Annotated in this window: 20 protein-coding genes; 12 read left to right on the forward strand and 8 right to left on the reverse strand. The window is 55.8% G+C overall.

From position 1 onward, the window contains the following. The first annotated feature begins 3 nt into the window (after nucleotides 1–3). From mrcB to fhuB, 5 genes are all read left to right on the forward strand, one after another. Complete coding sequence (gene mrcB, locus AC6I8X_RS04010) at nucleotides 4–2,496, forward strand: bifunctional glycosyl transferase/transpeptidase (RefSeq protein ID WP_299457351.1); 2,493 nt, start codon at nucleotides 4–6, stop codon at nucleotides 2,494–2,496. 205 nt (nucleotides 2,497–2,701) lie between these two features. Continuing rightward, nucleotides 2,702–4,891, forward strand: a complete 2,190-nt coding sequence (gene fhuA / locus AC6I8X_RS04015) for a ferrichrome porin FhuA (RefSeq protein ID WP_313686371.1) — start codon at nucleotides 2,702–2,704, stop codon at nucleotides 4,889–4,891. Between the two features lie 42 nt (nucleotides 4,892–4,933). Further along, nucleotides 4,934–5,728 (forward strand): Fe3+-hydroxamate ABC transporter ATP-binding protein FhuC, encoded by a 795-nt coding sequence (gene fhuC, locus AC6I8X_RS04020; RefSeq protein WP_299457347.1) that lies wholly within the window; start codon nucleotides 4,934–4,936, stop codon nucleotides 5,726–5,728. A gap of 8 nt (nucleotides 5,729–5,736) precedes the next feature. After that, on the forward strand, nucleotides 5,737–6,615 hold the full coding sequence (gene fhuD / locus AC6I8X_RS04025; RefSeq protein ID WP_497840612.1) for a Fe(3+)-hydroxamate ABC transporter substrate-binding protein FhuD: 879 nt from the start codon (nucleotides 5,737–5,739) through the stop codon (nucleotides 6,613–6,615). Beyond that, nucleotides 6,615–8,594, forward strand: coding sequence for a Fe(3+)-hydroxamate ABC transporter permease FhuB (gene fhuB / locus AC6I8X_RS04030; RefSeq protein ID WP_497840613.1), 1,980 nt, complete (start codon nucleotides 6,615–6,617; stop codon nucleotides 8,592–8,594). The genes fhuD and fhuB overlap by 1 nt, the downstream gene beginning before the upstream one ends. A 30-nt stretch (nucleotides 8,595–8,624) precedes the next feature. Here the strand turns inward: fhuB and hemL are convergent, their stop codons facing one another. Further along, on the reverse strand, nucleotides 8,625–9,905 hold the full coding sequence (gene hemL / locus AC6I8X_RS04035; protein ID WP_208714047.1) for a glutamate-1-semialdehyde 2,1-aminomutase: 1,281 nt from the start codon (nucleotides 9,903–9,905) through the stop codon (nucleotides 8,625–8,627). A 221-nt stretch (nucleotides 9,906–10,126) separates the two neighbouring features. On the opposite strand from hemL, the gene erpA reads away from it, so the two are divergent. Then, nucleotides 10,127–10,474, forward strand: coding sequence for an iron-sulfur cluster insertion protein ErpA (gene erpA / locus AC6I8X_RS04040; protein WP_084872819.1), 348 nt, complete (start codon nucleotides 10,127–10,129; stop codon nucleotides 10,472–10,474). A 28-nt stretch (nucleotides 10,475–10,502) separates the two neighbouring features. On the opposite strand, the gene AC6I8X_RS04045 is transcribed toward erpA, so the two are convergent. The 3 genes from AC6I8X_RS04045 to mtnN all read right to left on the reverse strand — a co-directional run bounded on the left by AC6I8X_RS04045 (nucleotide 10,503) and on the right by mtnN (nucleotide 12,364). After that, nucleotides 10,503–10,754: a hypothetical protein gene (locus tag AC6I8X_RS04045; protein WP_299457340.1), complete on the reverse strand. Its 252-nt coding sequence runs from the start codon at nucleotides 10,752–10,754 to the stop codon at nucleotides 10,503–10,505. A gap of 106 nt (nucleotides 10,755–10,860) precedes the next feature. Further along, entirely contained in the window at nucleotides 10,861–11,673 is an 813-nt protein-coding gene (btuF, locus tag AC6I8X_RS04050; protein ID WP_299457337.1) for a vitamin B12 ABC transporter substrate-binding protein BtuF, read from the reverse strand. Continuing rightward, entirely contained in the window at nucleotides 11,666–12,364 is a 699-nt protein-coding gene (gene mtnN / locus AC6I8X_RS04055) for a 5'-methylthioadenosine/S-adenosylhomocysteine nucleosidase (protein ID WP_497840614.1), read from the reverse strand. Before mtnN ends, btuF begins: the two co-directional genes overlap by 8 nt. A 99-nt stretch (nucleotides 12,365–12,463) precedes the next feature. Between mtnN and dgt the strand changes: the two genes are divergently transcribed. The 4 genes from dgt (at nucleotide 12,464) to AC6I8X_RS04075 (ending at nucleotide 18,104) form a co-directional block, all read left to right on the forward strand. Then, nucleotides 12,464–13,957: a dGTPase gene (gene dgt / locus AC6I8X_RS04060; RefSeq protein ID WP_416413104.1), complete on the forward strand. Its 1,494-nt coding sequence runs from the start codon at nucleotides 12,464–12,466 to the stop codon at nucleotides 13,955–13,957. 137 nt (nucleotides 13,958–14,094) lie between these two features. After that, entirely contained in the window at nucleotides 14,095–15,534 is a 1,440-nt protein-coding gene (gene degP, locus AC6I8X_RS04065; protein ID WP_313689592.1) for a serine endoprotease DegP, read from the forward strand. A gap of 168 nt (nucleotides 15,535–15,702) precedes the next feature. Further along, entirely contained in the window at nucleotides 15,703–16,860 is a 1,158-nt protein-coding gene (locus tag AC6I8X_RS04070) for a CdaR family transcriptional regulator (protein WP_208714053.1), read from the forward strand. Further along, nucleotides 16,860–18,104 carry an alginate lyase family protein gene (locus AC6I8X_RS04075; RefSeq protein ID WP_497840615.1) on the forward strand — a complete coding sequence of 415 codons (1,245 nt, stop codon included), beginning with the start codon at nucleotides 16,860–16,862 and terminating at the stop codon, nucleotides 18,102–18,104. Before AC6I8X_RS04070 ends, AC6I8X_RS04075 begins: the two co-directional genes overlap by 1 nt. 28 nt (nucleotides 18,105–18,132) lie before the next feature. Here the strand turns inward: AC6I8X_RS04075 and AC6I8X_RS04080 are convergent, their stop codons facing one another. The 4 genes from AC6I8X_RS04080 to map form a co-directional block, all read right to left on the reverse strand. Then, nucleotides 18,133–18,525, reverse strand: a complete 393-nt coding sequence (locus tag AC6I8X_RS04080; protein ID WP_084872836.1) for a DUF3461 family protein — start codon at nucleotides 18,523–18,525, stop codon at nucleotides 18,133–18,135. Between the two features lie 276 nt (nucleotides 18,526–18,801). After that, nucleotides 18,802–19,626: a 2,3,4,5-tetrahydropyridine-2,6-dicarboxylate N-succinyltransferase gene (dapD, locus tag AC6I8X_RS04085; RefSeq protein WP_084872838.1), complete on the reverse strand. Its 825-nt coding sequence runs from the start codon at nucleotides 19,624–19,626 to the stop codon at nucleotides 18,802–18,804. A 76-nt stretch (nucleotides 19,627–19,702) separates the two neighbouring features. After that, entirely contained in the window at nucleotides 19,703–22,357 is a 2,655-nt protein-coding gene (gene glnD / locus AC6I8X_RS04090; RefSeq protein WP_497840616.1) for a bifunctional uridylyltransferase/uridylyl-removing protein GlnD, read from the reverse strand. A gap of 69 nt (nucleotides 22,358–22,426) precedes the next feature. Then, nucleotides 22,427–23,221, reverse strand: a complete 795-nt coding sequence (map, locus tag AC6I8X_RS04095) for a type I methionyl aminopeptidase (RefSeq protein WP_299457323.1) — start codon at nucleotides 23,219–23,221, stop codon at nucleotides 22,427–22,429. A gap of 315 nt (nucleotides 23,222–23,536) precedes the next feature. Here map and rpsB point away from each other — a divergent pair, with 315 nt between their 5' ends. Together rpsB and tsf are read left to right on the forward strand one after the other, a co-directional pair. Further along, complete coding sequence (gene rpsB, locus AC6I8X_RS04100) at nucleotides 23,537–24,262, forward strand: 30S ribosomal protein S2 (RefSeq protein WP_013507942.1); 726 nt, start codon at nucleotides 23,537–23,539, stop codon at nucleotides 24,260–24,262. Nucleotides 24,263–24,445: 183 nt separating this feature from the next. Beyond that, nucleotides 24,446–25,297, forward strand: a complete 852-nt coding sequence (gene tsf, locus AC6I8X_RS04105; protein WP_299457321.1) for a translation elongation factor Ts — start codon at nucleotides 24,446–24,448, stop codon at nucleotides 25,295–25,297. The last annotated feature ends 31 nt before the right edge of the window (nucleotides 25,298–25,328 follow it).

Raw genomic sequence — 25,328 nt, forward strand, 5'->3', positions numbered from 1 at the left:
AGCATGTCTGGGAACGATCGCGAACCGATTGGGCGCAAAGGAAAACAGCCCAAACCACCGCGCAGCACCGCGCGCCGGGGTCGCCGCAGGGAACTTGATGATGATACAGAGCAGGATGATGACGAGGAGAGTGAGCCAGTGCCACGTAAAGGTAAAGGAAAACGCCCGCCGCGCGCGAAACGCCGCTGGTTAGGCTGGTTCATCAAACTATTCCTGGTGTTTGTGGTGGTGATGGTCATCTGGGGCGTCTATCTCGACTCAGAAATCCGCAGCCGTATCGACGGTAAAGTGTGGCAATTGCCCGCTGCCGTTTATGGCCGCATGGTCAGCCTCGAACCGGGAATGCCTTACGACAAAAAAGAGATGATTGCGCTGCTGGAAGGCACGCAGTACCGCGAAGTCTCGCGCATTACCCGCCCTGGCGAGTTTAGCGTGAAGGGTAACACTATCGACCTGCTGCGCCGTCCGTTTGATTTCCCGGACAGCAAAGAGGGGCAGATCCGTGCCCGTATGAGTTTCAGCAACAACGAACTGAGCGAGATTAAAAATCTCGATACCGGGCGTGATTTTGGTTTCTTCCGTCTCGATCCGCGACTGATCACCATGTTGCAGTCTCCAAACGGTGAACAGCGCCTGTTTGTGCCGCGCGCCGGATTCCCGGATCTGCTGGTTGATACGCTGATCGCCACCGAAGACCGCCACTTCTACGAGCACGATGGCATCAGCCCGTACTCGATCGGTCGTGCGTTTCTCGCCAACATCACCGCCGGTAAAGCGGTGCAGGGCGGCAGTACCCTGACGCAGCAGCTGGTGAAAAACCTGTTCCTTACCAACGAGCGTTCGTTGTGGCGTAAAGCGCGTGAAGCCTATATGGCGATAATCATGGATGCGCGCTACAGCAAAGATCGCATTCTGGAGCTGTACCTCAACGAGGTGTACCTCGGCCAGGCCGGTAACGATCAGATCCGCGGTTTCCCGCTGGCGAGTCTGTACTACTTCGGTCGTCCGGTGGATGAGCTGAGTCTCGATCAGCAGGCGATGCTGGTGGGGATGGTGAAAGGCGCTTCGCTGTATAACCCGTGGCGTAATCCGCAGCTGGCACTGGAACGTCGTAACCTGGTGTTGCGTCTGTTGCAGCAGCAAAAGATTATCGACGAGGAGCTGTACAACATGCTGTCGGCGCGTCCGCTGGGCGTGCAGCCGAAGGGCGGGGTGATTACACCACAGCCTGCCTTTATGCAGATGGTACGTAATGAGTTGCAGGCCAAACTCGGCGATAAAATGAAAGATCTCTCCGGCGTGAAGATCTTCACTACGCTGGACCCGATTTCCCAGGATGCTGCGGAGAAAGCGGTGGAAGAAGGTATTCCGACGCTGAAGAAACAACGCGGCCTGAAAGATCTGGAAACCGCGATGGTGGTGGTGGACCGCTTCAGTGGTGAAGTCCGCGCCATGGTCGGTGGCTCTGATCCGCAGTTCGCCGGTTATAACCGTGCGTTGCAGGCGCGTCGTTCCATCGGTTCACTGGCAAAACCGGCCACCTATCTGACCGCGCTGAGCCAGCCGAACAGCTATCGTCTCAACAGCTGGATCGCCGATGAACCTATCGCGCTGAAACAGCCGAACGGCACCGTCTGGAAACCGCTCAATGACGATCGTCGCTTCAGCGGCAAAGTGATGCTGGTGGATGCGCTGACCAACTCGATGAACGTGCCGACGGTTAACCTCGGTATGACGCTGGGGCTGAATTCGGTGGTGGATACCTGGGCTAAACTTGGCGTGCCGAAAGACCAGCTGAATCCGGTTCCGGCGATGTTGCTGGGTGCGCTTAACCTGACGCCGGTGGAAGTGGCACAGGCGTTCCAGTCCATCGCCAGTGGCGGCAACCGTGCTGAGCTGTCGGCGGTACGTTCGGTGATTGCGGAAGACGGTACCGTGTTGTATCAAAGCTTCCCGCAGGCCCAGCGTGTGGAACCGCCGCAGGCCGCGTATCTGACGCTGTACAGCATGCAGCAGGTGGCGGATCACGGTACGGCGCGTGCGCTGGGGGCGCGTTTCCCGAATGCGCATCTGGCGGGCAAAACCGGTACCACCAATGACCTGGTCGATAGCTGGTTTGCCGGTATCGATGGCAAAGAAGTGGCAATCACCTGGGTGGGTCGCGATAACAACCAGACCACCAAACTGTACGGTGCCAGTGGTGCGATGCAGCTTTATCGCCGCTACCTCGATAACCAGGCACCGATGCCGCTGGTCCTGACGCCACCGGAAGATATCAGCCAGATGAATATTGATTCGGCCGGTAACTTTGTCTGCGGTTCTGGCAGCAGCACCTGGCGCACTTTGCCGGTGTGGACGCTCGATCCGAACTCCCTGTGTCAGCAACAGCAGCAGCAAGTTCAGCAGCAGCAACAGTTGCAGCAGCAGCAGCAGGAAGAACAAAAAGACAGTAATGGCGTTGCTGGCTGGATCAAAGAAATGTTCGGCAATAACTAAGTTGCTGAAATTTAAAAAGGGTGCTGCGGCACCCTTTTTTTATGGCCGTTTTTTCGTAACAAAAATGAACGAACTTGCGGCAAACGCACCGCCATCAGGCTTTATATCTTGCGGATCTTGCGGCCTTTCGCCTAAAATCCAACCTTTCTAATAATCATTCTCGTTTACATTCGCCTGCACCGACTTTTTTTCGAGAGATCCTGATATGAATGCGCGAACTGTTTCCTCTCCGCGCGGAACGTCTACCAAACGTCCGCTCGCTTTACTGATTTCCTTAATCCTGGGTTCCCTGAGCGCGCAAGCGCTGGCTGAAGATACCGTAGTGGTCACCGCCGATGGGGGTTCTGCCGCTCCACAGGAAAGTGCCTGGGGACCGGCACCGACTATTGCCGCAAAACGCAGCGCCACGGCCACCAAAACCGATACGCCGATCGAGAAGACGCCGCAGTCGATTTCTGTCGTCACCCAGGAAGAGATGGCGATGCACAATGTCCAGTCGGTCAAACGGGCCTTCAGCTATACCCCGGGTATCAGCGATAACCGCGGCAGCTCGGATGTCATCGATGCTTTCTCTATTCGTGGCTTCAGCGAAACCAACACCAACCAATATCTTGATGGCCTGAAGTTGCAGGGCGATAACTACTCCGAATTTGCCATCGATCCTTACTTCCTTGAGCGCGCCGAATTGCTGCGTGGCCCGGCTTCGGTGCTGTACGGTAAAAGCAACCCAGGTGGCGTGGTGTCGCTGGTGAGTAAGCGCCCGACCCAGGAAACCTTGCGCGAAGTGCAGTTCCAGATGGGGACGGATAACCGCTTCTCCACCGGTTTTGATTTCGGTGGCGCGCTGGATGACAGCGGCGTTTACAGCTATCGCCTGACCGGACTGGCGCGCAGCCAGGACGCGCAGCAGGAGATGAACAAAGAAAAGCGCTACACCATCGCGCCTTCCTTTAGCTGGCGTCCTGATGCCAACACCCGTTTCGATCTGCTGACCTACTTCCAGAACGAACCCGAAACCGGCTACTACGGCTGGCTGCCGCGTGAAGGCACTGTGGTACCGATTATTCGTCCCGATGGCAGCCAGTACAAACTGCCGACCAACTTTGATGAAGGCGAACCGAGCAACAAGATTTCGCGCAACACCAAAATGGTGGGCTACAGCTTTGAGCACAGCTTCAACGACACCTGGACGGTGCGTCAGAATCTGCGCTATGCCGATCTGCGCACCGATTATCGCAGCATTTACGGCAACGGTTACGATGCTGCAACCCAGGAAATCACCCGTGGTTCGGCCATTTCGAATGAGAAGCTGAACCAGTTCGCGGTGGATACCCAGGCGCAGGCTAAATTCGCTACCGGCGCGGTGGATCATACGCTGCTGATGGGTGTGGATTACCAGCGCACGCGCAATGATATCGATGCGGCTTTCGCCAGCGCCGATCCGATCAGCGCGGTGAGTCCGCAATACGGTAACAACACCACCGGCGCACCTTTCCTGTATCAATACCTGAATCGTCAGGAGCAGACCGGCCTCTACACTCAGGATCAGATGGAGTGGAACCGCTGGGTGCTGACGCTGGGTGGTCGTTACGATTATGCGATGACTTCAGCGCTGAATCGCAATGGCAACACTGAAGAGAAAAACCATGATCAGGCGTTTACCTGGCGTGGTGGTCTCAACTACGTGTTTGATAACGGTATCGCGCCGTATTTCAGCTATAGCGAATCCTTTATTCCGACGCCAGGCACGACTTCAGGCGGCCAGCCGTTCGATCCTTCCCGCGCGAAACAGTATGAAGCGGGTGTGAAATACGTACCGAAAGATCGTCCGATTGTGCTGACGGCGGCGGTGTATCAGCTGACCAAAACCAAAAACCTGACTGCCGACCCGAACAACGTGCTGTTCAGCGTGCAGAGCGGTGAGATTCGCTCACGCGGTGTGGAGCTGGAAGCGAAAGCGGCGCTGAGCGCCAATATCAACCTGACGGCGGGCTACAGCTACACCGACGCGGAGTACACCCACGATACGCAGTTGCAGGGTAAAACGCCGGTACAGGTGCCGAAGCAAACAGCATCGTTGTGGAGTGATTACACCTTCCACGAAACCGCACTTTCGGGCCTGACGCTGGGTGCCGGTGTGCGTTATACCGGTGCCAGCAAAGGGCTGTACAGCACCGGCGACAATGTAAACCAAAACTTCGATGTGAAGGGCTATACCGTGGTTGATGCGGCAGTGAAATATGACCTTGCACGTTTCGGCCTGCCGGGTTCATCGCTGGGTATCAACGTTAACAACCTGTTTGATCGCGAGTATGTCGCCACCTGCTACCGCGAATATGCCTGCTACTGGGGCACCGATCGCCAGATTGTTGGTACTGCAACCTTCCGTTTCTGATAGAAAAGGGCGCGGAATGCGCCCATAACGCCAGGGATTATCATGCAGCATCCGCACCACCAGGAAACAACCTTTACGCTGGATAACGTCAGTTTTCGCGTGCCTGGGCGCACGCTGCTCCATCCGCTTTCCCTCACCTTTACGCCGGGCAAAGTCACGGCGTTGATCGGCCATAACGGCTCCGGCAAATCGACATTGCTGAAAATGCTCGGACGCCATCAGGCTGCGAGTGAAGGCCGCGTGTTGCTGAACGGTGAAGCGGTGGATCAATGGGGCAGCAAGGATTTTGCCCGCCAGGTAGCCTATTTACCGCAGCAGTTACCGGCGGCAGAAGGGATGACGGTGCGCGAGCTGGTGGCGATTGGGCGTTATCCGTGGCATGGGGCGCTGGGGCGTTATGGTCAGGAGGATCGCGACCGCGTGGAGGAAGCCATTGCGTTGGTAGGACTGAAACCCTTTGCCGGGCGTCTGGTGGATAGCCTGTCAGGGGGGGAACGTCAGCGTGCCTGGCTGGCGATGCTGGTGGCACAAAACAGCCGCTGCCTGCTGCTGGATGAACCGACCTCGGCGCTGGATATCGCCCATCAGGTGGAAGTGCTGGCGCTGATTCAGCGGCTCAGCCAGGAGCGTGGTTTGACGGTGATCGCGGTGTTGCATGATATCAATATGGCGGCGCGCTATTGCGACCAACTGGTGGCATTACGTGGCGGCGAAATGATTGCCGAAGGTGGGCCAGAAGTGATCATGCAGGCTGATGTGCTGGGCAGCATTTACGGTATTCCGATGGGCATTCTGCCTCATCCGCAGGGCGGTGCGCCCGTCAGTTTCGTTTACTGAGGCTGGTGATGCTGGATATTTCTCGCCGTCGGCTGCTGGCGGCGCTGGCGTTATCGCCATTAATGAAAATGACGCCGCTACAGGCGGCGTTGCCGGATACCCAGCGCATCCTGGCGCTGGAGTGGTTGCCCACCGAACTGCTGATGGCATTGGGCGTAGCTCCGCTGGGTGTCGCGGATATATCCAACTACCGGGTATGGGTGGGGGAACCGGCACTGCCAGCCGGGACAATTGATCTCGGCCTGCGCACTGAACCCAATCTGGAGCTGATGACTCAGCTCAATCCTTCTTTGATCCTGCACTCCAACGGCTACGGTCCTTCAGCGGCTAACCTGGCACGCATCGCTCCCACCATGGGCTTTGATCTGAACAGCGGCGATGGTAAACCGCTCAGCACCGCACGCAAATCATTGCATCTGCTCGGGGCGCGTATTGGCCGTGAAGCACAGGCGGTGCAGCATTTGCAGTACGTTGATGGCGTGCTGGCGGCGGCGCGTGAACGCCTCAAACCCTGGGCAGGGCGACCTATCCTGCTGATGTCGATCCTCGATAGCCGCCACGCCATTGCCTTTGGTAAAGGCAGCCTGTTTCTGGAGGTGATGGAACAGCTGGGACTGCAAAGCGCCTGGCAGGGTGAAACCAACTTCTGGGGCAGCGCGGTGATTGGCATTGAGCGATTGGCTGCCGTGGGGGATGTGCCGGTGATTTGCTTTGATCACGATAATGAATGGCAGATGCAGGACATGATGGCAACGGCGCTCTGGCAGGCGTTGCCGTTTGTGCGTGCCGGACATTTTCAGCGTGTGCCTGCCGTCTGGTATTACGGTGCCACCTGGTCGGCACTGAAATTTGTCCGCGTGCTGGAACACGCGCTGGAGTCGCACTGATGCGCAATCGTCTCTTCCCTGTCGCGCTCTTAAGTGCCTTGTTTCTGCTGGCGCTGGGGTTAACCCTCGTTAACCTGCGCCAGGCGCTGCCGATGACCGAGTGGGCGCAGGCGTTTGTCGCGCCAGACGTCAACAATATCCAGCAGGTGGTATTCCATCACAGCTTACTGTCGCGCCTCGCGCTGGCGCTGCTGGTGGGAGCCGGTCTGGGACTGGCGGGTTTGTTGTTTCAGCAGGTGCTGCGTAACCCGCTGGCGGAGCCCACAACTTTAGGCGTCTCTTCCGGTGCCCAGCTTGGCATTACGGTCGCTACCCTGTGGCAACTGCCTGGCGGTGCGCTGACGCAGCAATTTGCTGCGATGGGCGGGGCGGTGGTGGTGGGGATTCTGGTGTTTGGCGTGGCCTGGGGCAAACGCCTGTCGCCGGTGACGCTGATTCTTGCCGGGCTGGTGCTCAGCCTGTATGCCGGTGCGGTCAACCAGATCTTTGCCATCTTCAATCACGACCAATTGCAGAACATGTTTCTGTGGAGTACCGGTGCGCTGAACCAGCTGGATGGGCGCAACGTGGCGTTGTTATGGCCGCGTCTGCTGCTGGCCTTTGTGCTGGCGCTGGCGTTGCTGCGTCCGCTCACCCTGATGGGGCTGGATGATGGGGTTGCCAAAAATCTCGGATTGGCGCTGTCGCTGGCGCGGGTGGTTACTCTGGCGCTGGCGATTCTGCTTAGCGCTCAGCTGGTCAACGTGGCGGGTATTATCGGTTTTATTGGCTTGTTTGCGCCACTGCTGGCGAAGATGCTGGGTGGTCGCCGTCTGCTGAGCCGGATGCTGCTGGCTCCGTTGATTGGTGCTCTGCTGCTGTGGCTGGCGGATCAATGCGTGTTGTGGCTGACAACGCACTGGCGTGAAGTGTCCACTGGCACGGCAACCGCGCTGATTGGCGTGCCGATTCTGTTGTGGCTGCTGCCGCGTCTGCGCACCGGCTCGGTACCTCCGCCGCTTAATCAGGGTGACAAGGTTCCGGCTGAACGTCAGACGGTGGCGCGCTGGTGCCTGTCTGGTCTGCTGATACTGGCGTTGCTGGCAGTGGTCGGCGTGACCTTTGGCCGCGATGCATACGGCTGGGCCTGGGTGAGCGGAGATATGCTGCATCAGCTGCTGCCGTGGCGCGCGCCGCGTGTGCTGGCCGCAATGGTGGTCGGGCTGATGCTCGGGGTTGCCGGGGCGCTGATTCAGCGTTTAACCGGCAATCCGATGGCCAGCCCGGAAGTGCTGGGGATCAGTTCCGGTGCCGCCTGTGGCGTAGTCGTAATGATGTTTTTTGTGCCGGGCAATGCGGTTGCCTGGTTGCTGCCGGCCGGTGCGCTGGGCGCGGCGGTCACCTTGCTGACCATTATGCTGGTGGCCAGCCGCGGCGGCTTTTCGCCGGAACGCATGTTGCTGGCGGGGATGGCCCTGAACAGCGCCTTTGTCACTTTGCTGATGTTGCTAATGGCGAGCGGCGATCCGCGTATGGGAGGCCTGCTGAGCTGGATCTCGGGGTCCACCTACAACATGACTATGCAGCAGGCGCTGCAAAGCGCGGTGTGTGGCGTGGTGCTGGTGGCACTGGCACCGCTGGCGAGTCGCTGGCTGACATTGCTGCCACTGGGTAGCGCCACAGCGCGTTCGGCGGGGATGGCGCTGACGTCATCGCGTCTGGCGTTGCTATTGCTGGCTGCGGCGCTGACGGCAACCGCGACCTTAACTATCGGGCCGTTAAGTTTTGTCGGTTTGATGGCCCCCCATATCGTGCGCATGCTGGGCTTCCGCCGTGCCTTACCGCAGGTGTTAATGGCAGGTCTGCTGGGGGCGGGGTTGATGGTGTTTGCTGACTGGTGCGGGCGTATGCTGGCGTTTCCGGATCAAATCCCGGCCGGGTTGATGGCGACCTTCTTTGGTGCGCCGTATTTTATCTGGCTACTGCGACGGGCGCGATAAAAACAGGGCACCGAACGGTGCCCTGTTTGATTACAGCTGCGCGAAGCAGCGGCGTGCGGCATCAATGGTGCGCTGAATATCTTCCTGGCTGTGCGCCAGCGACATAAAGCCTGCTTCGAACGCGGAAGGCGCCAGGTAGACGCCTTCTTCCAGCATCAGGTGGAAGAAACGTTTGAAGCGCTCCACATCGCACTGCGTGACGTCCTGATAGCAGGTCACGCTGTCGGCTGCGGTAAAGAACAGGCCAAACATGCCGCCCACATGGTTAATCACCAGCGGGATGTTTTCCGCTTTGGCCGCTGCCAGCAGACCCTCGGACAACTGGGTGGTCAGCTCGGTCAGGGTTTCATGGGTGCCTGGCTGTGCAATCTGCGACAGGCAGGCAAAACCGGCAGCCATAGCAATTGGGTTGCCGGACAGGGTTCCCGCCTGGTACACCGGCCCCGTCGGTGCCAGTGCTGCCATCACATCACGACGGCCACCAAAGGCACCCACCGGCATACCGCCGCCGATGATTTTACCGAGGCAGGTCAGATCCGGGGTGACATCGTAATACGCCTGAGCACCGCCGAGAGCGACACGGAAACCGGTCATCACTTCGTCAATAATCAGCAGCGCGCCAAACTCATCGCACAACGCACGCAGGCCTGGCAGGAAATCCGGCTGCGGTGGAATGCAGTTCATGTTACCCGCTACCGGCTCAACGATGATGCAGGCGATATCCTCAGGATACTGCTCGAACGCGCTGCGCACGGTGGACAAATCGTTGTAAGTACAGGTCAGGGTATGTTTGGCGAAATCAGCTGGAACGCCTGGAGAGTTCGGCTGGCCGAGGGTCAGTGCGCCGGAACCGGCTTTCACCAGCAGGCAGTCGGCATGGCCGTGGTAGCAGCCTTCAAACTTGATGATCTTGTCGCGATGGGTGAAACCACGCGCCAGACGAATCGCGCTCATGGTGGCTTCGGTGCCGGAGTTGACCATGCGCACCATATCCATGCTCGGCACCAGCTCGCAAACCAGCTGCGCCATTTTGACTTCCATCTCGGTCGGCGCACCAAAGCTCAGGCCACGCGAGGCCGCTTCAATCACCGCGTTACGGATGGTGGCGTTGTTGTGACCGAGCACCATCGGACCCCATGATCCGACATAGTCGATATAGGCTTTGCCGTCGGCATCATACAGGTAAGCGCCATCAGCGCGTTCAATGAACAGCGGCACGCCGCCCACACCGGTAAACGCACGTACCGGGGAGTTCACACCGCCAGGGATCAGGCGCTGTGCTTCGGCATACAGGTTTTCTGACTTACTCATTCTTCGGCTCCGGCTGTGTCTTAGAAAAACTCGCGCCATTCTACGGGAAGATAGCGGTCAGGTGAAAGGCACCCGGGCGCTAAAGCCGCCATGTGGCTATACTTTAAAGCATAACAGGCGGCACGCAGTGCGAAGGGCAAGACTTGATTGCACTCAGCGGCTGGCAGATAATAGCGTGATTGAGGTCGTTTTCTGACCTGGACGTTTACCCGGAGTAAAACATGAGTGACGATGTAGCAGCACTGCCTTTGCAATTCACCGATGCAGCAGCCAAAAAAGTGAAAAATCTGATCGCGGATGAAGAAAACCCGGATCTGAAATTGCGTGTTTACATCACCGGCGGCGGCTGTAGCGGCTTCCAGTACGGTTTCACTTTTGACGATCAAATGAATGACGGCGACATGACCATCGAGAAACAAGGCGTGGCGCTGGTGGTGGATCCGATGAGCCTGCAATATCTGGTGGGGGGTTCGGTTGACTACACCGAAGGGCTGGAAGGTTCACGCTTTATCGTGACCAACCCGAATGCCAAAACCACCTGCGGTTGCGGTTCTTCCTTCAGTATCTGATTTATCAGGCCGCCGTTCTGGCGGCCTGTTACCACTCTATCGTAACTAATCGTGACGTTTCGTGGCGCATCGCATCGCGCGGCATTGTGCTTTGCGTGATACGTGGCTGGGCGCTGAAATGACGACCACAATCCACCGCAGGCAGCGATTGAATGCCGGGGCGTGAAATATCACAGCGGGAGAAAATAGTCAGCGTAGCGACGATAGAGCCGGTGGTGGTCGCTGCACCGATGGGTACAGCGATCACAAGCCCTATGGCCAGCAGCAGAGCTCTGGTCATATTGATTTCCTGGTGTTTTTAAAATTGCGCTTAGCGCAAAAAGGGCACAGAGCATACATGGCCGCTGTGCTTTGTTACCTGATTAACGACAATCCTTGCTGATTCTTTAATCGTTTTTGGTACTGATTTTCGCCGCATGCAGTGCTGTGCACAGCTGTTGCGCCGCCAGCAGCAGACGTGGACCCGGCCTGCTTAGCCAGTCATCATTAAGCGCAATCACTGGCACCGATAACTGCGGTTGCCAGAACTGCCCGATAGCACTGGCCTGTGCGGCCGTACCGCCCATCACAATCGCCTGGGGATGGCGCGCCAGGACCTGTTCGCGGCTGACCTGCGGCCAGCTCACCGTGCTATCGGCAAAGATATTACGGCCTCCGCACAATTCGATCACTTCATTTTGCAATGTGTTGCGCGCGGCGGTGAACAACGGCTGCTGACCAAACTGCAAAAACACCCGCACAGGCTTCTGCGCCTGATACTGCTGACGCAACTGCGCTTCCTGGCTGCGCAGTGCCTGAGCAGCATCGCGCGCCTGCTGCGGATGTGGACTCCAGCGTTGCAGTGCCGCCAGTGCATCAATCATCTGATCAAGGGTTTGTGGATCGATCCACTCCACCTTAATGCCTAAGCGTTGCAGTTGATCAATTTGCCGCTGCGGGTTACCACCACGCCACGCCAGTACCACGTCCGGTTTAAGCTGCACAATCCGTTCAATGCGGATGCCCTGCCAGTTCGCCACCTGCTCCAGCGATTTGGCACTGGCCGGGTAATCCGACCAGGCGCTCACCGCCACCGGGGTAATACCGGCAGCGAATGCCAGTTCCGTTAGATGTGGGGCAAGGGTAATAACACGCGGCGGGGCAGCCAGCAGGCTGCTGCAAAACAGCAGCAGCCCGGCCAGCCAGAACGATTTAGCCACGCGCCAGCTGCGCCAGCAGGTTTTCCACCATCAGGGAAGATTGCTTCGCGGCAACGCTGATGAATTCATCAAAGCTGAGATGCGATTCCTGATCGGCGACATCAGAGATGGCGCGAACCACCACGAAAGGCACCTTGAATTGGTGGCATACGTGACCGATCGCGGTGGCTTCCATTTCGACGGCAATCGCCTGCGGGAAGGTGCTGCGAATGCGTGCCAGCGGTGCGGCACCATTAATAAAGGCGTCGCCACTGACCACCAGGCCACGTACTGCGTTGAGATCCAGCTGTTTGATCACCTGCTCAGCCGCAGCGATCAGTGTTTCGTCGGCCACGAAAGCCGCCGGGCAACCGGCCATCTGACCTGGCTCGTAACCAAAAGCGGTCACGTCGGCATCGTGATAACGCACTTCGTCAGAAACCACGATATCGCCGACTTTCAGAGTCGGGGCCAGACCACCGGCTGATCCGGTGTTGATCACCACATCTGGCTTGCAGAGTTGCAGCAGCAGCGTGGTGCCGAGAGCCGCTGCGGTTTTACCAATGCCCGATTTCAGCAGGGCAACCTCAACACCATTCAGCGTGCCAGTGTAAATTTCGCACCCGGCCAGCGTCAGCGTCTGACGGTTTTCAATTTTGTCACGCAGCAGGGTAACTTCCTGCTCCATCGCGCCAATAATGCCTGCTTTCATAAAAGAGTCTCGCTAATGTTGTGGATGTAAACGGCAAAAGTGAGGCATAGTCTAACATGGCTGTCAGAGGAAGAATTCACGAAAAAATAAGGGGTAATTATGGCGACGATCAATTTCAGGAAGAAGATCAGCTTCACCCGACCCTATACCAGCCGCAAAGATCCCGAAGGGGAATACTTTATTACCCGTCATTTTGAGAGCGATCGCGGACGCATTATTAATTCCGCCGCGATCCGCCGTCTGCAACAAAAAACCCAGGTCTTTCCGCTGGAGCGCAATGCGGCAGTGCGCTCGCGTCTGACCCATTCGCTGGAAGTGCAGCAAACCGGGCGCTATATCGCTAAAGAGATCCTGCAAACCCTGAAAACGCAGGGTGGCGGGCTGGCTAAATACGGCCTGGATGAACTGGAAGGCGCATTTGAAAGCCTGATCGAGATGGCTTGCCTGCTGCACGATGTGGGAAATCCGCCTTTTGGTCACTTCGGTGAGGCGGCGATCAATGACTGGTTCGATGACAATTTGCCTGCTGAACTGGTTGATCCGCTGGTGGCGGGTGTCGAAGATGATGAGCAACGGGTCGCTTTTGACCAGCTGAATGCAATGATTCGTCAGGATTTGTGCCACTTCGAGGGCAATGCGCAGGCGATTCGCATGGTCCATACCTTGCTGCAACTGAACCTCAGTTATGCTCAGGTGGCCTGTATTTTGAAATATACCGCCCCCGCCTGGTGGCAGGGAGATAAACCGGCTGAGTTCAGCGTATTAATGAAAAAACCGGGTTTTTATTTATCAGAGCGGGAATATGTCGCTAATCTTCGCGTGGCGACCGATATAAAAGAACATCATCGTTATCCGCTGACCTGGATAATGGAAGCTGCCGATGATATCTCTTATTGCATCGCCGATCTTGATGACGCAGTAGAGAAAGACATCTTCAATGTCGATACCTTATATGATTATTTGTCGAAAGCCTGGGGTGTGGTGAAACCGGGGGATGCGTTCAGTCGTACTATCGGTGAGGCCTGGAAAGATGCCTGTCAGAAAAAATGGCGTACTAAAGGTGATCAGTTTTTTATGTCGTTGCGCGTCAACGTACAAAACGTGTTAGTCAGCCATGCGGTACGGCGCTTTATCGATAACTTACCGGCTATTTTTACAGGTAATTTTAACCACGCCTTGCTGGAAGATGATGGTGAAGAGGGGCGTCTGCTGATGTTATTTAAGACGGTTGCTCGCCAGCAGGTGTTTAATCATCCGGAAGTCGAGCAGCTGGAATTACAAGGCTATCGTGTGATTAAAGGGTTATTGGAAATTTATCAGTCATTAATGCAGCTGGATTATGAACAGTTCACCACGCTGATGAATGATGATTTCTTAGCCAGACACCCAATTGAAACGCGTCTGTTTCATAAACTTTCTGGCAAACATCGCAAAGCGTATCAGCAATCAATGCGTGCCTTGATCGTCGAACATAAATATGAGCGCCTGCTGTGGGAACGCTATTATCGTTCACGTCTTATTCAGGACTATATCAGTGGTATGACCGATCTTTATGCCTGGGATGAGTACCGTCGTTTGATGGCGGTGGAATAAGCGAAGTTTTGTAAAGAAGAGGAATAATTTTTTACTTTTACCCAAAACTTTATCAGGAACTTCGCGTTTACAATTTAATCTCATCATCACGACCACAGCAATGGTCCGGACGTAAATCTTATATGAGACACAGATGAATGAAAAAAAGCACATTAACGTTAAGTGCGCTGGCACTTAGTCTGGGCATGGCGTTCAGCCCTGTCAGTGTTTTCGCGGCGGAGACAGCTTCCTCCTCCAGTCAACAGCTGCCAAGCCTTGCACCAATGCTGGAAAAAGTGATGCCTTCCGTGGTGAGTATCAGCGTGGAAGGGAGTACGACGGTGAAGACCCCGCGTATGCCGCAGCAATTCCAGCAGTTCTTTGGTGATAACTCGCCGTTCTGCCAGGACGGTTCGCCGTTCCAGAGTTCACCGATGTGTCAGGGCGGTGGCGGCGATAACGGTGGCGGCGGTAGCGACACGCAGCAGGAGAAATTCCGTGCGCTTGGCTCTGGCGTGGTGATCAATGCGGATAAAGGCTACGTGGTCACCAACAACCATGTGGTTGAAAACGCGACGAAAATCCAGGTGCAACTGAGCGATGGCCGTCGCTACGACGCGAAGGTGATCGGTAAGGATCCGCAGTCGGATATTGCGTTGATTCAGCTGCAAGACGCGAAAAACCTGACGGCGATTAAGATTGCCGATTCTGACAACCTGCGCGTAGGTGATTACACCGTCGCCATCGGTAACCCGTATGGCCTCGGCGAAACCGTCACCTCGGGCATTGTTTCGGCGCTGGGTCGTAGTGGCCTGAATGTCGAAAACTATGAAAACTTCATCCAGACGGATGCCGCGATCAACCGGGGTAACTCGGGTGGTGCACTGGTGAACCTTAACGGTGAGCTGATCGGTATCAATACCGCGATTCTGGCACCGGACGGCGGCAACATCGGTATCGGTTTTGCTATCCCGAGTAACATGGTGAAAAACCTCAGTGCGCAGATGGTGGAATACGGCCAGGTGAAACGCGGCGAGCTGGGTATTATGGGTACCGAGCTGAACTCCGAGCTGGCAAAAGCGATGAAAGTCGATGCGCAGCGCGGGGCCTTCGTCAGCCAGGTACTGCCAAATTCAGCGGCGGCGAAAGCCGGTATCAAAGCGGGTGACGTCGTTGTTTCCATGAACGGTAAACCGCTGACCAGCTTCTCAGCACTGCGTGCGGAAGTCGGTTCTCTGCCGGTCGGCACCAAACTGCAACTGGGTCTGCTGCGTGACGGCAAACCGGTGAGTGTCACCGTCGAGTTGCAGCAGAGCACCCAGGATAAAGTGCAGTCAGCCACGATCTACACCGGTATTGAAGGTGCTGACCTGAGCAATGTTGACAGCAACGGCCAGAAAGGCGTGCGTGTCGATAGCGTGAAAGCGGGGAGTGCGGCGGCGCGCATCGGCCTGAAAAAAGGCGATGTGATCCTCGGCGTGAACCAGCAGAGCGTGGCGAATCTGGGCGAATTACGCAAGATCCTCGACACCAAACCGTCGGTTCTGGCGTTGAATGTACAGCGCGGCGACAGCAGCCTGTACCTCCTGATGCAGTAATCTCTGTAGCGTTAACTCAAGGCGGACTTCGGTCCGCCTTTTTTTGTGGTTACAGATGTGACCTCCCCCGCAATTCCCGCATTATCCCTGCGGCTATGTGCATTTGCACAATGTCAGCTGTCTGATGGGCGCGTATTCTGTCTTCTCGTCTTTTTTCCGGAGTGATTGATGGCCACCTATCATCTCGATGCGCGCCTGGCACAGGACATTGTTGCCCGCACCATGAAAATTATTGACAGCAATGTCAACGTGATGGATGCCCGTGGCCGCATTATTGGCAGTGGAGATCGCGAACGTATTGGCGAATTGCACGAAGGTGCGCTGCTGGTACTGTCGCAGGGCAGGGTGGTGGACATTGATGAGGCAGTCGCCCGACATCTGCATGGCGTCCGCCCTGGTATTAATCTGCCGTTACGTATTGATGGCGAAATCGTCGGCGTAATCGGCCTGACCGGGCAGCCGGTCGCACTGCGTCATTACGGCGAGCTGGTTTGCATGACGGCTGAAATGATGCTGGAACAGGCACGTTTGCTGCATATGCTGGCGCAGGATAGCCGTCTGCGTGAAGAGCTGGTGCTTAATCTGGTGCGGAGCGAAAGCCTGTCACCGGCGTTGAGTGAATGGGCACAGCGACTGGGTATTGACCTTAATCAGCCACGCGTTGTGGCGGTGGTGGAGGTGGATAGTGGCCAGCTGGGCGTGGATAGCGCCATGTCGGAATTGCAGCAACTGCAAACGCTGTTGACCACACCTGAGCGCGATAACCTGATCGCTATCGTTTCACTGACTGAAATGGTGGTGTTAAAGCCTGCGCTGAATACGCATGGCCGTTACGATCAGGACGATCATCGTCGCCGGGTCGAACAACTGTTGCATCGGATGAAAGAGAGTGGCCATCTGCGCATGCGTATTGCGCTGGGCAACTACTTCACCGGGCCTGGCAGCATCGCGCGATCCTATCGTACTGCCCGCACTACCATGATGGTGGGCAAGCAGCGTATGCCGGAGCAGCGTAGCTATTTTTATCAGGATTTGGTGCTGCCGGTGCTGCTCGACAGTTTACGTGGTGGCTGGCAGGCGAATGAGCTGGCCCGGCCGCTGGCGAAATTAAAAAATATGGATAACAACGGTCTGCTGCGCCGGACACTGATCGCCTGGTTCACACATAATGTGCAGCCGAGCGCCACGGCACGCGCGTTGTTTATCCACCGCAACACGCTGGAATACCGTTTGAACCGTATCTCGGAACTGACCGGGCTGGATTTGGGCAACTTTGACGATCGCCTGCTGCTGTATGTGGCACTGCAACTGGATGAGCAGACCTGATGAAACTGGCTGCGGTACTGACATCGCTATTGTGGCTGTACAGTGGTTTTGGTCTGGCGACTGAGCTGGCCTTTCTCTCCCTGACCGATTTACAACAGGTCAGGCAACAACTGGTGCAGCAAACTGCCGCAGCGCCAACCCTTGCCGCCTGGCAGCAATTGCAGCGGGAAGCGCAACAGGCGCTGAAACATCCGGACCCAAGCGTCACCGATAAAGGGCTGCTGCCACCGAGCGGTTCAAAGCATGATTATCTCAGTCTGAGCGCCTATTGGTGGCCAGACGACACGCACCCGACAGGTCTGCCGTGGCAGCGACGCGATGGGGTGGTCAATCCTGCCAGCAAAAACGATCAAAGCGATGGTGTCCGGCTGGCGCGTTTTACCGCCGATTTGCAGGTATTGACCCTCGCCTGGTACTTCTCGGGTGAGCAGCGTTATGCCGATAAAGCGCAGTCGATGGCGCGGCATTGGTTCATTGAACCCGCCAGCCGCATGAATCCTAACCTCAATTTTGCCCAGGGGGTGCCGGGTGTGGCGCAGGGGCGTCATACCGGAGTGCTGGATGGGCGTTATTTCGCCACCCGGGTGGTGGATGCGCTGACGTTGTTGCGCGGAGCGCCGGGCTGGAAACGTGCGGATGAGCAGGGTGTGCAGCAGTGGTTTCATGCCTATCTGCACTGGCTACAACAGAGTCCGCTGGCGCAACAGGAGGCTGAGGCGGCTAACAACCATGGCAGCTGGTACTGTACGCAGGTGGCGGGTATCGCCTGGTATCTTGGCGATCGCGCGACGGTGCAGGCGATGGTGGCGCTGGCGCGCGGTAAGATCGACCAACAAATTCGGGCTGATGGTACGCAACCGGCGGAACTGGCGCGCACGCGATCCTTTCATTACAGCTATTTTAATCTGCAGGCACTCAGCAACCTTGCCTGGCTGGCACAACGAAGCGGCTTCGGTGATCTCTGGCATTACCAGAATCCGCAGGGCGGATCGTTGCTTGCCGCGCTGGCAACCATGGCCCCTTACAGCGATCCGACCAAAGTATGGCCGTGGAAAAATCGCGATCGTGTCAGCGTGCGGCTGATTCCTTTACTGTCACTGGCGGATAACAGTTTGCAGCAATCACGCTGGCGGCAGCGCATTGCTCAGGCAGACTGGACGGCTTCGGGTGGCGCGGTGCAACAGGCACAGCGGGATACCTGGCTGTTTTCACTGCCTTATGCGCAGAAAAAAGGCCAGCATTAGCTGGCCTGAGCAGAGCGGGAAGAAAGTATTAACGACCGCTGCGGGTCAGTTTATCGAGGTCAGATTCGATCTCGGCAATCTTGTTCGACACCACGTTTTCCAGATGGCGCAGGTCATCAAGGATTTTGCGTTTCAGATCGACTTCAACCTGATCGCGCTGGCAAATCTGATCCAGCTCATCAATCACATAACGCAGGTTAGGGCTGATTTCCTGAACTTCTTTGTATCCCTGGCTGCTGTGGTCGGCCACAACGGTTTTGCGTTGACGCGGGTATTTGAACTTCACGCTTTTGGCGAAGAATTCACCTTTGTCTTTGCGGAAGTAGATTTTCAGGATGTCGTTATTGGCTTCCTGACGCAGGCTGTAACGGTCAATGTCGTCAGGGTTGCTGATACCTAAGCTTTTCAGGTTGTCGTACATAGCTTTATATTCCATCAAAAGTGGGAGAGCGCGCAGGACCATCATCATTCAGGATGCAGCTGAAACGCAGCAACCAGCTTAAACAACTGTAGACATAAAAAACCGGGATGAACATTGCGCGGCCTGAGTTAACTGGCGCGGATTATGACCTGTTTGAAAAACAAACGCACTTGTTAATTCGCGGTGAGAAACAGGTTGTCAGGTGGGATGTGTAAAGAAAAAATTACGGGCCTGAATACAGGCCCGTCGGATAAGTTTATTTAAGGCAAATTTGCCTTAGTCGATGGTACGCAGCAGCTCGTTAATGCCCACTTTGCCACGGGTTTTCGCATCAACTTTCTTCACGATAACGGCGCAGTACAGGCTGTAGCTGCCGTCTTTCGATGGCAGGTTACCTGAAACCACCACGGAGCCAGCCGGTACACGGCCATAATGAACTTCGCCGGTTTCACGGTCATAAATTTTGGTGCTCTGGCCGATGTAGACGCCCATGGAGATCACGGAACCTTCTTCAACGATCACGCCTTCAACGATTTCTGAACGTGCGCCGATAAAGCAGTTGTCTTCGATGATGGTCGGGTTAGCCTGCAGCGGCTCCAGTACGCCACCGATGCCGACGCCGCCGGACAGGTGAACGTTTTTACCGATCTGCGCACAGGAACCGACGGTTGCCCAGGTATCGACCATTGAACCTTCATCAACGTAAGCGCCGATGTTAACGTAAGACGGCATCAGCACGGTGTTGCGCGCAATAAATGCACCCTGACGTACTGCTGCCGGAGGAACAACGCGGAAGCCTTCTTTTTTGAAGCGTGCTTCGTCCCAGTTAGCGAATTTCATCGGTACTTTGTCGTAGAAACGGGTTTCTGCGCCTTCCATTACCTGGTTGTCGTTGATGCGGAACGACAGCAGCACTGCTTTCTTCAGCCACTGATGCGTTACCCACTCACCGTTGATCTTTTCAGACACGCGCAGTTCACCGCTGTCCAGCAGACCGATGACCTGGTTGATGGCTTCACGAGTGGCGCTGTCCACGCTGGCTGGCGTGATGTCGGCGCGGCGCTCAAAGGCAGATTCAATAACGCTCTGTAACTGTTGCATGATAATTTCCTGAGTCTGTCATACGGGTGCCAGCGTCACGCTGGCACAGAAAAAAGGGATAATAAATCGATTGCGGTCACACTTTATCGTTTGGATTAAGGGCCTCTGTCAACCGTTGTTGCAACACATTGCGCATTTCGACATCAAGCGCACGTCGCTCGCTGTTCGCCAGGATGAAAAGATCCTCAACCCGCTCACCAATTGTACTGATACGCGCGCCATGCAGTGAGACGCCTAAATCGGCAAAGACTTCACCTACCCGCGCCAGCAGGCCAGGCTGATCGAGCGCGATCAATTCCAGATAGCTGCGGCGATCGGTATGGGTTGGCAGGAAGCTGACTTCGGTGTCTACGCTGAAGTGCTTGAGGCGTGATGACTGGCGGCGCACGCGCGGCGGTACCCACTCGGTTTGCGCGATCGCCTGTTCCAGCGCGTGGATGATCATCGGATGACGATCGGCGGCCAGCGGGCTGCCATCGGGTTCCAGCACGATAAAGGTATCCATTGCCATGCCATCACGGCTGGTAAAGATCTGCGCGTCGTGCACGCTAAGGTTACGCCGATCCAGCTCGCCTGCCACTGCGGCGAACAGATAAGGGCGATCCGGGCTCCAGATAAAAATTTCGGTACCGCCACGGGTGGCCTGCGGGCTGACCAGCACCAGTGGCTTGCTCAAATCATGGTTAATCAGATGGCGTGCATGCCATGCCAGCTGATTAGGGGTGTGACGCAGGAAATAATCGGAACGGCAGCGGCTCCAGATATGCTGCAACCGTTCTTCGTCGAGGTTTTCCATGCGCAGCAGGGCCAGCGCCTGCAACCGATGATGGCGCACGCGCTCGCGCAGGTCCGGGCTGTTTTCCATGCCGCGACGCAGCTGTTTTTCGGTGGCAAAAAACAGTTCGCGCAGCAGGCTTTGCTTCCAGCTGTTCCACAGGCTTTCGTTAGTGGCGCAGATGTCCGCTACCGTTAAGCACACCAGATAACGCAGACGGTTTTCGTTCTGCATCACTTCAGCAAATTGCTGAATGACGGTCGGGTCCTGAATATCACGACGCTGCGCCGTTACCGACATCAACAGATGGTGACGCACCAGCCAGGCAACCAGCTGGGTTTCGCGTGAATTGAGACCATGCAGTTCGGCAAAATCCAGCGCATCCTGCGCCCCCAGAATCGAATGGTCACCACCGCGCCCTTTGGCGATGTCATGCAACAGCGCCGCCATCAGCAGCAGTTCCGGTTGCGGCAGACGTGGCCAGAGTTCAACACACATGGGATGCATCGGACGCGTGGCTTCATCGGCAAAGCTCTCCAGCTTCTGCAATACGCGGATAGTGTGTTCATCCACGGTGTAGGCATGGAACAGGTCAAACTGCATCTGGCCGACGATATTGCCCCACAGCGGCGTGTAGGCCCACAGCACGCTATGGCGATGCATTGGCAACAGCGCGCGTTTCACCGCGCCGGGGTGGCGCAGAATCGCCATAAAGGTCTGGCGGGCTTCCGGGATCTGGCATAACGGTTGTTTCAGGTGACGACGTGAATAACGCAGCTGGCGCAAGGTGGTGGAATAGATGCCTTTAATGTCCTCGTTGCGTACCATTACGTAAAACATACGCATAATCGATTGTGGCTCACGATCGAACAGCGTCGGATCCCGCAGGTCGATCAAATCGCCCCGCAGCTGGAAATCATCGTCAATGCTGCGCGGTTTTTCCGTCGAGGAAAGCCCGAGAATGGCTTCATCAAACAATTGCAGCAGCATCTGATTCAGTTCGCCAATACGGCGCGTGACGCGGAAAAAGTCCTTCATCATGCGCTCAACCGGCTCATTACCTTCGCCGAGGTAGTGAAGGCGTTGGGCGACGTTTAACTGGCGATCAAACAACAGCCGGTTATCGTAACGCGTTAACGTCAGATGCAAAGCAAAGCGGATACGCCAGAGAAATTCCTGGCATTCATTCAGTTCGTTGCGTTCAGCTTCAGTGAGAAAACCGAAACCGACCATTTCATCCAGCGTGGTGGCCCCAAAGTGACGGCGCGCCACCCATTGCAGCGTGTGAATATCGCGCAAGCCGCCGGGGCTGCTTTTAATATCCGGTTCCAGGTTGTAGCTGGTGCCGTGATAGCGCTTATGGCGTTCCTGTTGTTCTTCAATTTTGGCGGCAAAGAAACGTGCTGAAGGCCAGAAGCCATCGCTAAAGATGTTTTTTTGCAGTTCGAGAAACAGCGCCACGTCGCCGGTCAGCATGCGCGACTCAATCAGGTTGGTGGCGACAGTCAGATCCGACAGTCCTTCCAGCAGGCACTCTTCCAGCGTACGGACGCTATGACCGACTTCCAGTTTGAGATCCCACATTAGCGTCAGCAGTTGGCTGGTGCGCTGTGCTGCCTGCTCATCCAGCGGGCGACGGCTGAGGATCAGCACATCAATATCTGACAGCGGATGCAATTCGCCACGGCCATAACCACCGACCGCCAGCAGAGCGATCTCTTTCATCTGATCAAAGCCAAAGAAGCGCCATAAGCGACGCAACAGCCGGTCGATAAACAGCGTGCGCACATCAATCAGCGATTCAACATCGGTCCCGGCATCAAATGCCACGCCCATATGTTGCTGAAATTGTTCGAGATAGAGTTTGAGGTTCTCGCGGGTTAAGGCTTCATCGGGCCAGTCGGCAGGGGAATCGGTCAGGCCCTTGTGTACTGCTTCGGTCACGCTACCACTCATCGACATCGTCTCGTCTGCACGCCATAAAAAAGCCGACACATGGTCGGCGAGGTCATTATTGGAAGAGATTTACGCTACGTTTTCCAGCACCGCTGGAATGGTGTCGTCTTCACGCAGGGTCAGAATCTCACAGCCGTTTTCCGTCACCACAATAGTATGCTCGTACTGCGCGGACAAGCTGCGATCTTTGGTTTTCACGGTCCAGCCATCCTTCATGGTACGGATGCGGTAGTCACCGGCGTTAACCATCGGCTCGACGGTAAAGGTCATGCCAGCCTGCAACACCACGCCACTGTCATCAGCATCGTAATGCAGCACCTGCGGTTCTTCATGGAAACCTTTACCAATACCGTGGCCGCAATATTCACGCACCACGGAGAAATCCTGCGCTTCAACGTACTTCTGAATCGCACGACCCAGTTCACGCAGGCGAATGCCTGGTTTTACCAGACGCAGCGCCAGATACAGGCTTTCCTGCGTGACCCGGCACAGACGTTCACCCTGAATGGTTGGCTTGCCAACAATGAACATTTTCGAGGTGTCGCCGTGATACTCATCTTTGATCACCGTGACATCGATATTGACGACATCGCCATCTTTCAGGATGCGATCGTCGCTGGGAATGCCGTGACACACCACTTCATTGATTGAGATGCACACCGATTTCGGGAAACCATGGTAACCGAGACAGGCGGAAATGGCCTGCTGCTGTTGGGTGATGTGCTCGTGGCAGAGACGGTCCAATTCACCGGTAGAGATACCCGGTACCACGTGTGGTGCAATCATTTCCAGCACTTCAGCGGCCAGGCGGCCCGCAACACGCATTTTTTCGATTTCTTCAGGGGTTTTGATTGAGATTGCCATTAAATTAATCCGCGGCTGTCGAAAATTTCGACGATAATTGAATTCTGTGCAGTCATGTTAGCAGCAGGCATTTAGGCTGCCAAATCGGGAAACACTAAGCCTTTTCCCGCTAACTACTATTGGCGTATTCCTGCGCATTATGGTATAAAGCGCGCCGACGATTCTCTGTCAGCCGCCAGGCCGACAGGAAACGCATAAATCTCATTATGTGTACTAAAACACACATGTATCGACACGTACGCCGGGGTGCCTCGTAAGAGGTCGGTTGTATGGGATACATGGAGGCCCAACCCCAATCAAACTTTAGAGGTAATCATGGCAACTGTTTCCATGCGCGACATGCTCAAGGCTGGTGTTCACTTCGGTCACCAGACCCGTTACTGGAACCCGAAAATGAAGCCGTTCATCTTCGGTGCGCGTAACAAAGTTCACATCATCAACCTTGAGAAAACTGTACCGATGTTCAACGAAGCCCTGGCTGAGCTGAACAAAATTTCTTCCCGTAAAGGTAAGATCCTGTTCGTCGGTACTAAGCGCGCTGCTGCCGAAGCGGTAAAAGAGTCTGCACTGAGCTGCGACCAGTTCTTCGTTAACCACCGCTGGTTGGGTGGCATGCTGACCAACTGGAAAACCGTTCGTCAGTCAATCAAACGCCTGAAAGATCTGGAAACTCAGTCTCAGGACGGTACTTTCGACAAACTGACCAAAAAAGAAGCGCTGATGCGCGCTCGTGAGCTGGCCAAGCTGGAAAACAGCCTGGGCGGTATCAAAGATATGGGCGGTCTGCCGGACGCACTGTTCGTTGTTGATGCTGACCACGAGCACATTGCAATCAAAGAAGCAAACAACCTGGGTATTCCGGTATTTGCTATCGTTGATACCAACTCTGATCCGGACGGCGTTGATTTCGTTATCCCGGGTAACGACGATGCAATCCGTGCTGTAAGCCTGTACCTGACTGCCGTTGCCACTACCGTGCGCGAAGGCCGTTCACAGGATCTGGCTGAGCAAGCTGAAGACGCGTCTTTAGAGAACGCCTGATAAGGTCTGCTCTTTCACAGAGCCCTTAGACATCAGATGTAATCTGTTAAGGGGGCCGCACAGGCCCCTTTATTATATCCAAGTTTGTCACGCTGACCTGTCAGGTGAGCGGGGCAGAGTAAATTTTCCGCAACAAGTTTCTGGCAGTGTGCAAACACTGAGAAACGAATCGAGGATTCTGGAATGGCTGAAATTACCGCTGCACTGGTAAAAGAACTGCGCGAGCGTACTGCCGCTGGCATGATGGATTGCAAAAAAGCGCTGACTGAAGCGAATGGCGATATCGAACTGGCCATCGAAAACATGCGTAAGTCTGGCGCAATCAAAGCAGCGAAAAAAGCGGGTAACGTTGCTGCTGATGGCGTGATCAAAACCAAGATCGCTGACGGCTATGCTGTGATCCTGGAAGTTAACTGCCAGACCGACTTCGTCGCAAAAGATGCCGGTTTCCAGGCGTTTGCTGACAAAGTGATTGACGCAGCAGCTGCTGGCAAAGTGACCGACGTTGAAGTTCTGAAAGCGCAGTTCGAAGAAGAGCGCGTAGCACTGGTTGCGAAAATCGGTGAGAACATCAACATCCGTCGCGTTGCGATTCTGGAAGGTGCTGAGCTGGGTAGCTACCTGCACGGCGCACGTATCGGCGTTCTGGTTTCTACCAAAGGCGCAGACGAAGAGCTGATCAAGCAGGTTGCAATGCACGTTGCAGCAAGCAAGCCGGAATTCGTTAAGCCGGAAGACGTGTCTGAAGACGTGGTGGCTAAAGAGTACCAGGTTCAGCTGGACATCGCCATGCAGTCTGGTAAGCCGAAAGAAATCGCAGAGAAAATGGTTGAAGGCCGCATGAAGAAATTCACCGGCGAAGTTTCTCTGACTGGTCAGGCTTTCGTTATCGACCCGAGCAAAACTGTTGGCCAGGCTCTGAAAGAGAAAGGCGCAGACGTGATCAACTTTATCCGCTTCGAAGTGGGTGAAGGTATCGAGAAAGTTGAGACTGACTTCGCAGCAGAAGTTGCTGCAATGTCCAAACAGTCTTAATTGGTCCGAAAGAACCGCCGGAAGGCGGTTC

It is taken from the genome of Pantoea sp. X-Soil-TKNS-1280 (assembly GCF_059730475.1).